The sequence below is a fragment of the Sulfitobacter sp. EhC04 genome, assembly GCF_001650875.1.
Lineage (GTDB): Bacteria > Pseudomonadota > Alphaproteobacteria > Rhodobacterales > Rhodobacteraceae > Sulfitobacter.
The window spans coordinates 1-15,941 of sequence record NZ_LXYI01000036.1; the positions used below are offsets into that span (position 1 = coordinate 1).

General features: G+C 57.6%; 9 protein-coding genes. 7 read left to right on the forward strand and 2 right to left on the reverse strand.

Features of this window, described 5'->3' with window-relative positions; all coding sequences use genetic code 11:
• From A8B82_RS15660 to A8B82_RS15690, 7 genes are all read left to right on the forward strand, one after another.
• Positions 1–1,536: relaxase/mobilization nuclease domain-containing protein (locus tag A8B82_RS15660; protein ID WP_067294404.1), on the forward strand; the 1,536-nt coding region annotated here is incomplete at its 5' end.
• A 12-nt stretch (positions 1,537–1,548) separates the two neighbouring features.
• Positions 1,549–3,486: a type IV secretory system conjugative DNA transfer family protein gene (locus A8B82_RS15665; RefSeq protein WP_067294407.1), complete on the forward strand. Its 1,938-nt coding sequence runs from the start codon at positions 1,549–1,551 to the stop codon at positions 3,484–3,486.
• Between the two features lie 265 nt (positions 3,487–3,751).
• Complete coding sequence (locus A8B82_RS15670; protein ID WP_067294415.1) at positions 3,752–7,012, forward strand: helicase-related protein; 3,261 nt, start codon at positions 3,752–3,754, stop codon at positions 7,010–7,012.
• Entirely contained in the window at positions 7,009–7,695 is a 687-nt protein-coding gene (locus A8B82_RS15675; protein ID WP_067294409.1) for a DUF4391 domain-containing protein, read from the forward strand. Before A8B82_RS15670 ends, A8B82_RS15675 begins: the two co-directional genes overlap by 4 nt.
• Positions 7,692–9,572: a site-specific DNA-methyltransferase gene (locus tag A8B82_RS15680; protein WP_201120836.1), complete on the forward strand. Its 1,881-nt coding sequence runs from the start codon at positions 7,692–7,694 to the stop codon at positions 9,570–9,572. The genes A8B82_RS15675 and A8B82_RS15680 overlap by 4 nt, the downstream gene beginning before the upstream one ends.
• The gene (locus tag A8B82_RS15685; RefSeq protein WP_067294411.1) at positions 9,572–11,239 is read left to right on the forward strand and encodes an RNA-binding domain-containing protein; all 1,668 of its coding nucleotides are present in this window, start codon (positions 9,572–9,574) and stop codon (positions 11,237–11,239) included. The genes A8B82_RS15680 and A8B82_RS15685 overlap by 1 nt, the downstream gene beginning before the upstream one ends.
• Before the next feature lie 61 nt (positions 11,240–11,300).
• Positions 11,301–14,384 carry a type III restriction-modification system endonuclease gene (locus A8B82_RS15690; protein ID WP_067294413.1) on the forward strand — a complete coding sequence of 1,028 codons (3,084 nt, stop codon included), beginning with the start codon at positions 11,301–11,303 and terminating at the stop codon, positions 14,382–14,384.
• A 130-nt stretch (positions 14,385–14,514) separates the two neighbouring features.
• On the opposite strand, the gene virB11 is transcribed toward A8B82_RS15690, so the two are convergent.
• Together virB11 and A8B82_RS15700 are read right to left on the reverse strand one after the other, a co-directional pair.
• Entirely contained in the window at positions 14,515–15,513 is a 999-nt protein-coding gene (virB11, locus tag A8B82_RS15695) for a P-type DNA transfer ATPase VirB11 (RefSeq protein ID WP_082899334.1), read from the reverse strand.
• Positions 15,513–15,941: TrbI/VirB10 family protein (locus A8B82_RS15700; protein WP_138069784.1), on the reverse strand; the 429-nt coding region annotated here is incomplete at its 5' end. The genes A8B82_RS15700 and virB11, both read right to left, overlap by 1 nt.

Sequence of the window (15,941 nt, forward strand, 5' to 3'; positions counted from 1 at the left end):
AGTGCTTCCTGGTGCGGGGCCCCGAAACGGGGTCATACCGATCACATCATCCTGTCCTTTCCAAAGGGAACCGAGGCGGAGTTGGCGGAAGCCATCTCGCGCGAATGGGCGCAGGAGGTGTTTGGCGGGGATTACAGGGATCGATATCGGTATGTGGCGGCCCTCCATTGCAACACAGATCATGTGCATGCCCATGTCCTTGTCGACAAGGTCGGGATGGAGGACGGCAAGTTCCTCTCGATCAGTCGCCATTCCGAGATCAGCTATGACATGATGCGCGAGCTGCATGCGCAGATCGCGGGCGAGCACGGTCTGGTGCTGAACGCCTCTTCCCGTCTGTCGCGCGGCATCATGGAAAACGCCCCGCGGGACACTGATTTGCAGGCGGCCCGCAAGGAGGGACGGGAGCCAGTGGTTGCCCCGCTGGATCCTGAAAGCCGCGCTCTGCGAGAGGCCGAGATACGCAGACACGCCGCGGGGTATCGGCAGCTGGCGCAACTTGCGGGGATGGGCCTGGAGGCCGACACCCCTCCGGATGGATGGATGGGGCGCATCGCGGAGGGCGCAGAGCTTGCCGCCACCAACTTGATGAAAGGAATGCCGGTGAAAGAAGGGTTTGCCGAAGGGGTTGATATCCCCGCTGCCGGAGCGGATGTGATCGGTCGTCTGATCGCCGCCCGCGAGACATTGCAAGCGGAAGCCGACACCGCGTGGAGCGCCATTCAGGACATGGCTCCCGGTGCCGAAAAGGTCGAACTGGAACAGCTCTTTGCGGGGAAGGCCCGCGAAATGGGCACGCTTCTGGGCCGCGACTTTCTTGCGGATCATTCTTCATCGGTGTCGCCCGAGCGCGATCCCTACAGAGTTCAGGGGATTGCGGGGCTGGCTGCACGGGCAGCAGAGGAGGGCAATCCGCTCGTCGCCGAGGCCGATGCTGCATTGGGTCATTTCAGAGCGGAGTTGGCGCGCGTTCTGGCACCGATGGAGGCACGATTCGAGGAGGCGGGCAGCAGCATCGAAGAAGTCGCTGCCCGTTTCACCGCACCCCATCGCAGCGAGGCGCAACTCGAAGCCTCACGCCCAGTGGACGCCCAGGAGCGCTCGGACTGGCTTGGGCTCGAACGCGACCTGCAGGCGCGCGCGCGTGATGTTTTTGCGGAGTTGCACATGGATCGTGATCTTTTGGAGGATCTGGCGCGTCAGGACATTCTCGACGCGGGGCAGGGCAGCCGCCTTGCCGACATCGCCACGCTGAACAAGCTGATCTCCGACGTGCGGCAAGACCTGCGCGACAGGGATTTGGATCAGCTGGCAGCGGGCCGGATTGATCCGCTCATGGAACGCATCGAAGATCCTGGTCTGCGACAAGCCGTGTTCTCGGAGCTAAAGGCCATCGCCGCAGTGGATGCGGATGATGACATTGCGGGCCGCGACAGCGAACCCGCTGCCACCTACCGGACCCGGATCGAAGCTTTCGAGCGCGCCGAGGAGCGGGCGCGCGACCGGGACGATACCAGTGGCGAATACGGCCTTTAGAGGATTCAAAACATGCTGCATGCAATGGAAAGCCGTTGGCGGTATCCGATCGCCATCCTGCTCGGTCTCGGTGTTGGCGCCTGGATAGGTGCCTCGATCGCCACGCTTTATCTGATGGCGCGATTTGGCGAAGACCTGGGTGGGTTCGATATTTTCGAACCTTGGTTGCTCGATCTGTCCGATCCTCGGATCAAGGCAAACCCTGCGGTGGAACAAACTGCGTGGCTCATCACGGCACTTCCTGCCCTTTTGCTGGCGGCGACAGGAGCGACATCCGTTCATCGCGGGTCGCTCACCGATTATGATGATGCGCATTTCCAGTCGCGTCCCGAGCTCCGCCGCAACCGTATGTCGGCATCTCTTTCCCAGAACGGCTTTCTGTTCGGCAAGCTCGGGTCACCTGCGTCCCGCGCGCCTTTCGTGTCGGCCACGCCAGATCGCTTCCCACACGCAATGATGATCGCGCCAACGGGCCGGGGCAAAGGGGTAGGCTTCGTTTTACCGAACCTTTTGCACTTCCAGGGCAGTGCCGTGATCCTCGACGTCAAGGGCGAGAATTTCGAGAAGACATCCATCCACCGCCAAAAGGCGCTGAACAATCAGGTCTGGTACTTTTCGCCCTATGACTACGTTCAGCCCGAAGGCAAGAACGGGCCTGTCCTGACCCGCACGCACCGATTTAATCCTCTCCAGCGCATTGCCGATCTGCCCAGCCCCGAGCAGCAATACACCGCCGTCAACACCATGGCGGACTTGTTCCTCATCGTCGAAAGCGTGAACGCGCAGAGCTTTTTCCAGGCCGGACGCAGCCTGTTCGTGGCGTCTTGCCTCTACGCCATCGAGACCGGCAAGCCGACGATCGGTGAGGCGCTGCGGATCATGACCGGGGGCGGCAATAAAAAGGAATTCTACAAACGGGCTGCGATGCAGACCGCAAACCCGGTGGTGGCAGAGATTTTCCTGAGCATGGCCGACGAAGTGGATAAGATTCTCGATTCCTATGTCAGTGTGATCCGCGGGGCTGGATTGGAGCTTTGGCTCGATCCGGCGGTGGACCGAGCGACACAGGCAAGCGATTTCGACTTCGGGACGTTCCGACGAGAGTCACAGTCGCTCTATATCGTCGTGCAGCCGGAGCACCTGAAAACACTGGCCCCCCTGATCCGGCTCCTGTTCGCCGATGCCATCGCATGTCTGCAGCGCGCGCATCCCGGACCGGACGAGCCACATCCCGTCATGTTCCTGATGGATGAATTCGACCAACTGGGCAAACAGCCTCTGGTCTTGCAGAGCATCAAGACGATCCGGTCCTATGGCGGGCGGCTTTTTATCATCTCGCAGTCGATCCCCGGTCTTGAGGGCATCTACGGCGAAACCGACCGCCGTGCGCTACAGGCCGGTGCGGGTGTACAGATTTACATGACCCCGCAGGATGATCGCACCGCCGACGTGCTGTCCGCAGCCCTCGGCAAGCGCACGATCGTGGGCAAGACCAGATCACAGGCAACCGTGCGCAAGCTCTCGGAAAGCGCAAATATCAGCCGTCGCTCGGAAGAACGGGCGCTGGTATCCCCCGCTGAATTGCTGCGTTTCCCGCTCGACAAGGTCCTTGTCCTGCCTGAGGGGCAATATCCCATCAAGGCGGATCACATCCGCTACTATGCGGACCGGCATTTTGAGGAGATCGACAAAGCACGGCAGGGGCATGCCTTGCCCTATCCTCCTGCTGCAGCGCCAGTCTCGAACAGGCCGAAAAAAATCACCCTCGAGCAACCAGAACCCGCAGCACCCGCGGCGATCTCCATGGGCGACAAGGAATTCGAGACTGCGGTCCAGACCTATGCAAGAGCGCTACAGGGATACGCAGAAGCCGCTAGGGCACAGCCAAAGAAAACACGATCTGGTCGTAGGCAACGGAGCTCAGGCTTGGCCGGAACTAGTACAGCCTGACCACTTCTAAATCATTAAACAAATAAAAACCAAGGCTTTAGAAGCGCTTACGATCCTAGTCTGGGCTTAGGTAGTGGATTAAGGTGATGGGGCGGTCGATGGCCGAATGCTTGGGGAAGGGCTTACGCTTGGCTTCGCCCAAAGCTCCGAGTTATTCTTTTTGGCAGTGTAAACAGCTTTGCGCATTTATTTTCAAAGCGTTGCACATTCTGCCGCGAGAGTTAGTGTGACATCATTTCCGAACATATGACCTATGGGGGAACTTTTGCGGATTGTCGACAACACAACCACGCTGCTGGGAGATGATCTGAAAAGCGAGCTGCCCGGCGCGTCGAAATTTCGGGTCGCCGCCGCGTGCTTCTCTATTTACGCATTCGATGCCCTGAAAACGGAATTGCGTGAACTAAAAGGGTTTGAGTTCATCTTTACCACACCGACGTTTACCCCAAACGGTGCGATCGACCGCATCAAGAAGGAGAAGCGTGAGTTTTTCATTCCCAAGGGGCGAGCGGCAGAAACGCTGTCAGGCAGCGAGTTTGAAATTCAGCTTCGGAACAAGATGACTCAACGGGCGGTCGCGCGGGAATGTGCCAACTGGATCCGCAAGAAGGCGCGATTCAAATCGAACGTCACATCAGCGCCGATGCAGCAGTTCGGACATGTGCAGCGGTCCGAGACCGGTGCGGCCTATATGCCTCTATCAGGGTTTACCGCTGTTGACCTCGGGTATCAGCGCGGGGATGCGGTCTCAAGTTACACACAGGTCATGGATGAGCCCCAGTTTGCGCAGACCTACCTGAACCTCTTTGACCAGATCTGGAATGATGAGGAAAAGCTGCGGGATGTCACGGCCGAGGTACTTGAGCACATCGAGTCCGTGTACCAGGAGAACCCTGCCGAGCGGGTCTACTTCATGATCCTGTTCAACCTGTTCAGCGACTTCCTGAGCGAGATCGATGAGGACGTCCTGCCCAAGGATCGAACTGGCTATCTTGATAGTCTTGTTTGGCAGAAGCTGTTCAACTTCCAGCGAGATGCCGCCGTCGGCGTTATCAACAAGCTTGAAACCTACAACGGGTGCATTCTGGCAGACAGTGTGGGTTTGGGTAAGACCTTCACTGCCTTGGCTGTGGTGAAGTATTACGAGCTGCGCAATAAGGACGTTCTGGTCCTGTGCCCGAAAAAGCTGGCCGACAACTGGCGCAACTATAACGCAAACCTGACCACGAACATCTTCGCCAAGGACCGATTTCGATACGACGTGTTGTGCCATACGGACCTCTCGCGCACCTCTGGCGAGTCATTCGGGATGCGGCTCGACCGAGTGAACTGGGGCAATTACGATCTGGTCGTCATCGATGAATCCCACAACTTCCGGAACAACGATGTCTACAAGGACCGCGAGACCCGTTACCAACGACTGATGAACCAGGTGATCAAAGCCGGGGTCAAGACCAAGGTCCTAATGTTGTCGGCCACGCCGGTTAACAATCGTTTCACAGATCTCAGAAACCAGCTGGCGCTTGCCTATGAAGGACATTCAGATGCGCTGAGCAAGAACCTGAAAACCAAGTCCAGCGTGGAAGAGATATTCCGCCGCGCACAGACTGCATTCAACGTCTGGTCCAACCTCCCGCCGGATCAGAGGACACCAGCCTCCATCCTGAGGGCTCTGGATTTTGATTTCTTTGAGCTGCTCGATGCGGTGACGATCGCGCGATCCCGCAAGCATATCGAAACCTTCTACGACACTGCGGACATCGGGAAGTTTCCAACGCGACTCAAGCCGTTGTCACACCATCTGCCGATTACGCAACGTGACGATGTCATCGGGTTCAACGAGATCTTCGCCCAGTTGAGCGACCTGAAGATGGCCGTCTATGCACCGGTCAACTATATCCAGCCCAGTCGCCTGAAGAAATATGAGGACCGCTACGACACCAAGACTGAAGGCGGCAAAGGCACGCTTAAACAGGCCGACCGCGAAAAGAGCCTGCAAGCCCTGATGACAACCAACCTTCTCAAGCGGTTGGAAAGCTCGGTCCATGCGTTCCGCAAGACGCTTGGCGCGCTGTCCGGCAATATCGGCAGGACGCTGGATGCCATCGCGCAGTTCGAGGCCGCAGGAGGTGCGGCGACGGTCGAGGATCTGGATATCGACCTGGAGGCAGTTGCGGACGAGGACGACGAGTTCGCCGATTTCTCGGTCGGCAAGAAGATCAAGATCGACCTGGCCGATATGGACATCACGGCCTGGAAGCAGGAGCTGTCGGTCGACAAGATCATCATCGACGGCCTGATCGCCGAGATGGAGAAGGTCGCGCCCGAGGGTGATGCGAAGCTTCAGCACCTGATCACAGAAATCGCGGGCAAGATGGCCAACCCTCTGAATGCTGGCAACCGCAAGGTGGTCGTATTCACCGCCTACGCGGATACAGCGAACTATCTGTTCGACAATCTTGCGCCGCATTTTGCCGAGGCACAGAACATTCACAGCGGAATTGTCACTGGATCAAGCAATCCGCGCACGACGCTCAAGAAATTCTACGACTTCCAGTCCGTCCTGACGCTCTTCGCCCCCCGCGCCAAGGAGAAGGACAAGATCATGCCTGATGATCCGGCTGAGCTGGACATCCTGATCGGCACCGACTGCATATCCGAAGGGCAGAACCTTCAGGATTGCGACTACCTGATCAACTACGACATCCACTGGAACCCTGTCCGCATCGTCCAGCGCTTCGGCCGGATCGACCGGATCGGCTCGCCCAACACGCAGATCCAGCTTTCCAACTACTGGCCTGACATCAGCCTGGATGAATACATCAACCTCAAGGAGCGCGTCGAAAACCGGATGCACATCGTCGACATGGCGGGCACCGGCGAGGACAACGTGCTGACCTCCAAAAGCTCGGATGTGGCCTACCGCAAGGATCAGCTTCAGCGCCTTCAGAAAGAGGTGATCGAGCTGGAGGACGTGAAGACCGGCATTTCCATCACCGACCTTGGCCTCAACGACTTCCGCATGGACCTGCTCAACTACCTCAAGACCCATGACGACCTGCCGCGCATGCCGCATGGGCTGCATACCGTCATCCCGTCCGACCCCAAGCGCGGCCTGCACCCCGGCGTGATCTTCACGCTGCGCAACATCCATGACAGCGTGAACGTGGGCCAGCAGAACCGCCTGCATCCCTATTACCTGATCTACATCGGTCAGGAGGGGCAGATCATTGCTGACCAGACACAGGTCAAACGCCTGCTCGATCTGATCCGGTCGGGATGCAAGGGAAACACCATTCCATTTCGCGACCTTTGCACCGCCTTCAACGCGGAAACGCAGGATGGGCGCAGGATGGGGACCTACTCAAACCTGCTCAACGACGCGATCCGCTCGATGATCGAGGTTAAGGAAGAGCGCGACATCGACAGCCTGTTCTCGGGCGGGCATACCACGGCCCTGACCCAGACCATCGCGGGGCTGGAGGATTTCGAACTCATCGCCTTTATCGTGGTGCGCGACCCATGACGCTGTATCAATACCCGCCCCAGACCGCGCTGAAACGCGTGATCCCCAAGACCCGCATCTATGATGGGGCCAATGCCAGCACCGCCTTGCGGGACCGCTTCGTGCGTGAGGTGGATCAGATCATATGGGCGCACAAGCTGGCGCCCGAGACGCTGAACCTGCCCGCCACAGCCGCCGTGCCGGAAATTCAGGTGTTCCGCGTCACGCTCAAGGGCGACGTGCTGCATGATGACATCCTGCGCGCCGTTGACCGCGCCATTCCGTTCCCGCTGATGTTCGAGGTGGTAGAGGGGGACCGCGTCCAACCCGCCGCTGCCTACAAACGCCCGTCCGAGGCGGAGCGCGGCAAATGGGTGCTGTCCGATCTCCTGCGTGGCGACTGGGTCGCGCAGGACAGCCCGCGCCAGCCCTTGCCGGTGGCGGTCAACATGGGCGCGCTGTATGACAGGATGCTGTCCGCGCTTTTGCCGGTCGCACCCGTGCCGGGCGAGGATGTGGAGACCCGCCTTGCGCGACTGGCGGCAATCAGGGCAAAAGAGCGTGAGATCGCACAGCTTCAATCCAGGCTGAAACGCGAAAGCCAGTTCAACATCAAGGTGACGCTGCACGGCCAGTTGGCCGAGGCACAGGCGGCCTTTGACCATATGAAAGACCCGGATAAAGCGGGCGGGGGAAAACCATGACGGACGAAATCGAAAAGCTGAAACTGCACAGCCCCGACCTGACCGCGCAGAATATCGACAAGATCGCGGCGCTGTTTCCGGGGTGCGTGACCGAGGGCACGGGGCCGGATGGCACGCTGCGGCGGATGGTGGATTTTGACCTGCTGCGGCAGGAATTGTCGGACAGCATCGTGGACGGCCCGCAAGAGCGGTATCATCTGGACTGGCCGGGCAAGCGGCAGGCGCTGATCACGGCCAATGCGCCGATTGCGAAAACCCTGCGGCCCGTGCGGGCGGAGTCGGTGGATTTCGACACCACCCGCAACCTGTTTATCGAAGGCGATAATCTGGAGGCGCTGAAACTGCTGCAAGAGACGTATCTGGGCAAGGTCAGAATGATCTATATCGATCCGCCCTATAATACCGGCAATGATTTTGTCTATGACGATGACTTTGCCGAAAGCACGGCAGAGTTTCTGGCCAAGTCTAATCAGGTGGATGAGGCGGGCAACCGGCTGGTGGCAAATACGCAATCGAATGGGCGGTTCCATTCGGATTGGCTGTCGATGATGTATTCTCGGCTTAGAGTATCCAAGAACTTGTTGGTTGAAGGTGGGATTGCCCTAATAAGTTGCGATGACATAGAGATCCATAATCTGCGAACAGTTTCTGATGAGATTTTTGGCGCGTCAAGCTTCATCGCGCAATTTGTGTGGAAGGCGAGACAATTCACCGACACTCGTTCAAAGTCAAATGTATCTACGGATCATGAATATATAATAGCTTATTCCAAATCCGGTGAAACATCTCTTCGTGGAGTGAAGCGCGACGAATCTAAGTTCAAAAACCCAGATAACGACCCGCGCGGCCCTTGGATGAGTAGAAGTATTCTTGGGTTGGCGACGGAGGCACAACGACCAAATCTTCATTACGATCTGATCGAACCAGACACTGGTAGAATTTTTCCAGCCAGCCCGGCTTCAGGATGGCGTTATTCCAGAGACAAAATGAAGCAGTTGATAGAAGAAGGCTGCATAATTTTTCCATCCAAGGATGACGGACGCCCGCGAGAGAAAAAATTTCGACGCGACATGGTATCGGAGCTCATTTCATTTAGATCAGTTATAGATGATGTTTTTACGGCGGATGGCACAAAAGATGTCCGTGACCTTTTTGATGCTGATGTATTTCCATTTCCAAAACCAGTTGCGCTCATTGAGAGACTTATTGAGCAGGTGGCCGATGAAGATGATGATTTAGTTCTAGATTATTTTGCAGGTTCTGGCACAACATCACATGCTTTGATGCGCCTCAGTGCTTTGGACGGTGTGAACCGGAAGTTCATTTCTGTTCAGCTGCCAGAAAGCATCAAGGCGGACTCATCTGCGGGAAAGCTTGGTTTCAGTGACATCTGTGACGTTACGAAAGAACGCATCCGCCGCGCGGGGGCAAAAATCCTCGAAGGGGAGTGTCACCCCGACTGGAACCGCGATGTGGGCTTTCGCGTGCTGAAAATCGACAGCTCGAACATGGCCGATGTCTATTATACCCCCGATGCCACCTCTCAAGCCGACTTGCTGACCCGTGTGGAGAATATCAAACCGGATCGCACCCCCGAGGACCTGCTGTTTCAGGTGCTGCTGGACTGGGGCGTTGACCTGACCCTGCCCATCATCCGCGAGGTGCTGGACGGCAAGACCGTCTTCACCGTCGCCGGCAGCGCCCTGATCGCCTGTTTCGATAACAGCGTGGATGAAACACTGGTCAAAACCCTCGCCGCCCGCAAACCCCTGCGCGTGGTGTTCAAGGACACAGGCTTCAAGGACGACGCGACCAAGATCAATGTGAAACAGATCTTCAAATCCCTGTCGCCCGACACTGAGGTCAAAGCCATCTGATGAGCCCCGCCGCGCACGACTCTATTCTGGGCCAGAAACTGACCGACCTGATCGCGACCTGGGAAAACGAGGTGGTCGAGTTCAAGGAAGCGTCCAATTCATATTCCACAGGGGATATCGGGAAATACTTCTCGGCTTTGTCGAATGAGGCAAACCTGAAGGACGTGGACGCGGGCTGGCTTGTGTTCGGGGTGAATAACAAGAGCAGGACTGTCGTGGGGACGGATTACCGGCCGACCCCCGAGCATCTGCAAAGCCTCAAGCAGCAGATTGCCGATGGTGCAGACCCGACAACCACGTTCCGGCAAATTCATGAGGTGGATGTGGACGGCAAGCGGGTTGTCATGTTGGAGATCCCGCCCGCCCCAAGGGGTATTCCGATTGCGTGGCAGGGTCAGACCTATGCGCGGGCAGGTGAAAGCCTGAGCGCACTTGGCTTTGCGAAACAGGATGAAATCCGCAACCAGACCCTGCACGGCGATTGGAGCGCGCAGGTGGTGGACGGTGCCACGCTGGACGATCTGGACCCGCAAGCGGTGGAACGCGCGCGCAGTGACTTTGCCCTGAAGCATCAAAATCGGATTGACGCGGATGAGGTGCGCAGCTGGCCGGTGGCGACCCTGCTGGACCGCGCGAAGGTGACCCAACGCGGGCAGGTGACCCGCACGGCGCTGTTGCTGTTGGGGCGTGCAGAAAGCGCCTATCTGCTGTCCCCACATCCCGCCCAGATGACGTGGAAGCTGGTCGGACCGGAAACGGCCTATGAACATTTCGGCCCGCCATTCCTGCTGGCGACCTCGCAGCTGTATCAACGTATCCGCAATATCCAGTTGCGCCTGTTGCCCGATGACGAGCTGCTGCCGCATGAGGTGTCGAAATACGATCAGAAGGTCGTGCTGGAGGCGCTGCACAACTGCATCGCCCATCAGGATTACCGCCAGAACCAGCGGATCATCGTGACCGAGCGGCCGGATCGCTTGGTGTTGGAGAACGCAGGCCGGTTCTTTGAGGGCGCGCCAGAGGATTATGTGCGCGGTGACAAGACGCCAAGGGGATATCGCAACCCCTATCTGGTGCAGGCCATGGTCGAGCTGAACATGATCGACCAGATGGGTTACGGCATTCAGCGGATGTATGAAACGCAGCGGCGGCGTTACCTGCCGATGCCAGATTACGAGGTGGCCGGGGACGCTGTGGTGATGACGGTCTATGGTGGGGTTGTTGATACGGCCTATACGCGGGTGCTGATGGAAAACGGCGGCTTGAAGCTGACCGACGTGCTGGCGCTCGACCGAGTGCAGAAAGGGTTGGAGGTGCCGGATGCGGCGATCCAGGCGCTGAAGCGCAAGGGGCTGGTCGAGGGGCGCAAACCTCGGTTCCGCGTCTCGGCTGCTGTTGCGGCTGCATCGTCCAGGAAGGCCGAATACATCAAGACCCGTGCATTTGACGATCAGCATTACGCGGACATGGTGGTTGAGTTTTTACGAAAGTTCGGCAGCGCTTCACGAAAGGACGTTGATGACCTGCTCTGGGACAAGTTAAGCGACGCCTTGGATGACACGCAGAAGAGAAACAAAATCGGAAACCTTCTCAGTGGCTTACGGCGTAACGATGTGATTTTTAACGCTGGCTCCAAACCTGCCCCGCAATGGAAGCTGTGCGAATGAAACAAGAACATCCTACGAAAGAAATTACGAAAGAAGCGCTGAATTTAAGAAAGCGACAGTCATGAAAATCAAGTTCAAGTCGCAACCCTATCAGACCGATGCAGTTGACGCCGTGGTCGATTGCTTTGAGGGCCAGCCCCGGCAGGATGTTCTGAAATACACCATCGACCCCGGTGCAGACCGGCAGGCCAAGATGGAGGTGGAAGGCTTTGGCAACGCCCCCGTCAGGCTGCCCGAGGATGTCTTGTTGGAGAACATCCGCAAGGTGCAGCGCGGCGCGATGCTGCCCCCGTCGGACAGCCTTACGCATCACACCGATGACAAGGGCAAGACCAAGCCCGCCAGCTACAAGCCGGGGGCGCAGATCAACCTCGACGTCGAGATGGAGACGGGCACGGGCAAGACCTATGTCTACATCAAGACCATGTTCGAAATGCACAAACGCTATGGCTGGTCCAAGTTCATCATCATGGTGCCCAGCGTGGCGATCCGCGAAGGCGTGGCCAAGTCGATCCAGATGACGGCCGAGCATTTCCAGCAGGAATACGGCAAGAAGGTGCGGGCGTTCGTCTATAATTCCAAGCGGCTGCACGAGCTGGAGAGCTTTTCGTCGGACGCCGGAATCAACGTGATGGTGATCAACGTTCAGGCTTTCAACGCGTCAGGGGCGGATAACCGGCGGATCTATGACGAGCTGGACGATTTCCAGTCGCGCAAACCCATCGACGTGATCGCCAAGAACCGGCCCATCCTGATCCTGGACGAGCCGCAGAAAATGGAAGGGCCGGCGACGCAAAAAAGCTTACCGCTGTTCAACCCGCTGTTCATCATGCGCTATTCGGCGACGCACAGAACCGTCCACAACAAGGTGCATCGTCTGGATGCGGTGGATGCCTTCAACAGGAAGCTGGTCAAGAAGATCAAGGTGCGCGGTGTGGAAACCAAAGGCCTGAGCGGGACGAACCCTTATCTGTTCTTGCACCGGATCGAGACCTCAAGCGCCGCGCCGGTAGCCTGGGTGGATATCGAGGTCAAGATGCAGAGCGGGATCAAACGTGTCGCCCGCAAGCTGGAACAGGGGCGCAACCTGTTCGATCTGTCCAAGGGGCTGGAGGTCTACAAGGATTTCGTTGTCAGCAATATCGACGCCCGCGACGACACGGTGCATTTCACCAATGGTGATGTGCTGCACGCGGGCGAAGCCTCAGGCGATGTGACGGAACGTGATATCCGGCGCATTCAGATCCGCGAGACGATCTCGGCCCATCTGGAACGTGAACAGGTTCTGTTCGCGCGTGGGATCAAGGTGCTGTCGCTGTTTTTCATCGACGAGGTGGTGAAGTATCGTGACTACGACCAACCTGACGAGCAGGGCGAATATGCCAGGGTGTTCGAGGAAGAATACGCGCAGGCAGTTGACGAGCTTCTTGCTGAGTTGCCGCTGGAGAATGTGGAGTATCGCAACTATCTGGCCGGGATCGAGGTGGGCAAGACCCATCGCGGTTACTTTTCGATCGACAAGAAGGGGCGGATGACAGACCCCAAGGCCGCCGCGCGTGGCGAGTTGGCGGGCCAATCGACCGAACCCAGCGATTACGATTTGATCCTGAAGGACAAGGAGCGTTTGCTGTCCTTCGAGGAACCCACGCGGTTCATCTTTTCCCACTCGGCCCTGCGTGAAGGTTGGGACAACCCCAATGTCTTCGTGATGTGCATGCTCAAGCACAATGAAAGCCAGAACACCATCTCACGGCGTCAGGAGGTCGGGCGCGGCCTGCGGATCGCGGTCAATCGCAATGGCGAGCGGATGGATCATCCGGTGACCGTGCATGATATCAATGTGCTGACCGTGGTCGCTTCGGAAAGCTACAAGGGGTTTGTGACGGCGCTGCAGAAGGAGATCGTCGAGAATCTGTCGGCACGGCCGAAGCAGGCGGATGCCGAGTACTTTGACGGCAAGACGTTGAAAACCGGCGATCTGGAACTGGTCTTGGATAAATCGCTTGCCAAAAAGCTGGAGCGCTTCCTGATCAAGAGCGACTATGTGGATGAAGATGGCCACATTACTGCCGCCTATCACGAGGCCCGCAAGTCAGAGCAGCTGGAAGAGCTTCCCGAGGAGCTGGAAGCCCATCGCGATGCCGTCTTCGCGCTGATCGACAGCGTCTTCAACGGTAGGGCGATCGACGACATGTTCAGTGATGGGCGCACTCCGAAAAGAAACCGGCTGAATCAAAATTTCCAGCGCAAGGAATTTCAAGAGCTATGGCGCAGGATAAACCGAAAGGCCGTCTATCAGGTTGAGTTCGACAGCGTCGCGCTGGTCAAAAGCTGTATTAACCGGTTGGAAAGCGAACTGCAGGTTGCGCCGCTGCAATATCTGGTGACAGAGGGTGCCTTGTCCGATGACGTGACCGATGAAAACCTTCGGGATGGCAGTGCCTTCGTGCAGGGGAAAATTCGGTCTGAGAGCGGCAAGAGTGCACATTCACGCGTGTCATACGATGTCATCGGATCAATTGCTCAGAATACTGATTTGACACGCAAGACCGTGGGCGAAATCCTGGCCGGGATCCAGCCGGTAAAATTTGGTGAATTCGCCAAGAACCCCGAACAGTTCATTGCCGATGCCTCACACTTGATCCAAGAGCAAAAAGCAACCGCGATCATTGAAAAGCTGACCTACGATGCGGTCGAAGAGCGCTATGATTCCGAGCTGTTCACGGCGGGCGAAACGGGCAACGACTTCAAGAAGGCGACCGAGAAGCTGAAGAACCACGTCTATGATTATGCGATCGTGGATTCCAAGGTAGAGCGCGACTTTGTCAGGGATCTCGATACAAGCGCAGAGGTTGTCGTTTACTCCAAACTGCCACTCGGCTTCCTGATCCCGACACCCGTTGGTGACTACAACCCCGATTGGGCGATCGCTTTCAAAGAAGGCGGTATCAAGCATCTCTACTTCGTCGCAGAGACCAAGTCTGACCTCCCCTCGATGAAGATGCGTGAACTGGAACAGACCAAGATCAAATGTGCGCGAAAGTTCTTTGACGAAATCGGTCGACGGATCAATGACAACAGCGTCAAATACGATGTGGTCACCAGCTACTCTGAGCTGATGACGCTGGTGAAAAATGTGGGGTGAAGAAACCACGGTATCCCCCTCAAGTTTCCTGTTGTCGCCAAACCGACTATTTTCCGCTTCCCGATCAGGGTGCCCTGTTATGCATCATCGCTGTGTGCAGGTCCCATCTGCGGCGGACTAGCAGATCCCCTCAGGGACATGAGCTGCCCGGCACCCACACCTGTTCGACCCCGCGCCGTCCGTCCTTCCGCCCAAGCTGCACCACGACATCGATGCTGGACGCGGCATAGCGCCTTACCTCCTCAAAACTCATATTGATGCCCACTGACATGACCATGAGGGCAAGGCGGTCGAGCGCCTTCTGCGCGGTATCGGCGTGAATTGTGGTGAAAGAGCCGGAATGACCGGTGTTGATCGCGTCGAGGAAGGTCTTGCACTCATCGCCGCGCAATTCGCCAAGAATGATCCGGTCAGGACGCATGCGTAAAGAGGTCTCCAGCAATTTGGCCGCTGTGCGTTCACTTGAGGGGATACGGTCCGCCTTGAGCATCGCGCGATTGGGCTGCGGAGGAAAGAGCTCGAATGCGTCCTCGATGGTCACGATACGCTCCGTCTTGGTCACCAGCGCGAAAAGCGCCCGGGCAAAAGTCGTTTTGCCTGTGGACGTCCCGCCGCTGATCATGATGTTCAACCGCTCGTCGATGCAGAGTTTCATGGCGGCTCGAATATCCCCCGCCTGCGTCAGTGCGATGACCCGTTCGGCTTTTGCCTGTCGTTCGGCATCTAAATCCACCAGTCCACCGTGCAACAGTCCGATGTCGCCCAAGGTGAGTTGGTCTTCACTATAGCGTCGCAAAGTGATCGAGGGCCCGCCATCCACGACGGGCGGATAGACGACCTGTGCCCGGATCGGCTTGCCATTCATCTCAATCTTGCCGGAGACGAGCGGCTTTTTCTCGCTGATCTGTCCGTGGGTCGCGCTGGCAATGGATGTTGCAAGGTCCCGAGCTTGGGAAGGGGAGTAGAACACGCCCTCGAGGCCGACCATATGCTCAGCCCCCCGGGTTTCCACCCAGACCTTTCCATCGGGATTGACCGCTATTTCGACCACGCAGGGATCGGCGAGCGGTGCAGCCAGAGGTCTTAGATAGGTCGAAAGAAAACTGGCTTTTTCTGCCGCCGGGTTCATCAATAGAACTCGAGATCACGGTCGACGATCACACTGATCGCAGCACCTGGCTGGACCGAGATAACCGGAGGCAGGGTGGCATATTCTCCGATCACCGCATTGGTGGCCTGCGAAAAACTGCCCGCGACATCCTCGGCAATTTCTGATCCGGTCTCGGAGCTGGCCTCGGATGCGGCGATTGCCGGTCCTGCGCCGATGATTGAGAGCAATGCAGCTGTGCCAAAGCGCAGCCCAAAGCGGGAGTTCACGGAGCCCGTCACGCCCGAGCGGCCCTGATCGTCCGCGCCAAATGCGGCGAGCTGAACCGATTGCCCCTCGGGTGTGACGATGCGTGACCAGCCAACCAGAATGCGGGCCTGGCCCAAAGAAACATTCGAATTGTAGGTCCCGAAGAGGCGGGAGCCTTCGGGAATGAGAACGCGGGACTG

What these genes read in the sequence shown, in the direction of transcription:
- A8B82_RS15690 (WP_067294413.1), top strand. Translation starts at nt 11,301, where the DNA reads ATGAAAATCAAGTTCAAGTCGCAACCCTATCAGACCGATGCAGTTGAC.
- A8B82_RS15685 (WP_067294411.1), top strand. Translation starts at nt 9,572, where the DNA reads ATGAGCCCCGCCGCGCACGACTCTATTCTGGGCCAGAAACTGACCGAC.
- virB11 (WP_082899334.1), bottom strand. Translation starts at nt 15,513, where the DNA reads ATGAACCCGGCGGCAGAAAAAGCCAGTTTTCTTTCGACCTATCTAAGA.
- A8B82_RS15680 (WP_201120836.1), top strand. Translation starts at nt 7,692, where the DNA reads ATGACGGACGAAATCGAAAAGCTGAAACTGCACAGCCCCGACCTGACC.
- A8B82_RS15675 (WP_067294409.1), top strand. Translation starts at nt 7,009, where the DNA reads ATGACGCTGTATCAATACCCGCCCCAGACCGCGCTGAAACGCGTGATC.
- A8B82_RS15665 (WP_067294407.1), top strand. Translation starts at nt 1,549, where the DNA reads ATGCTGCATGCAATGGAAAGCCGTTGGCGGTATCCGATCGCCATCCTG.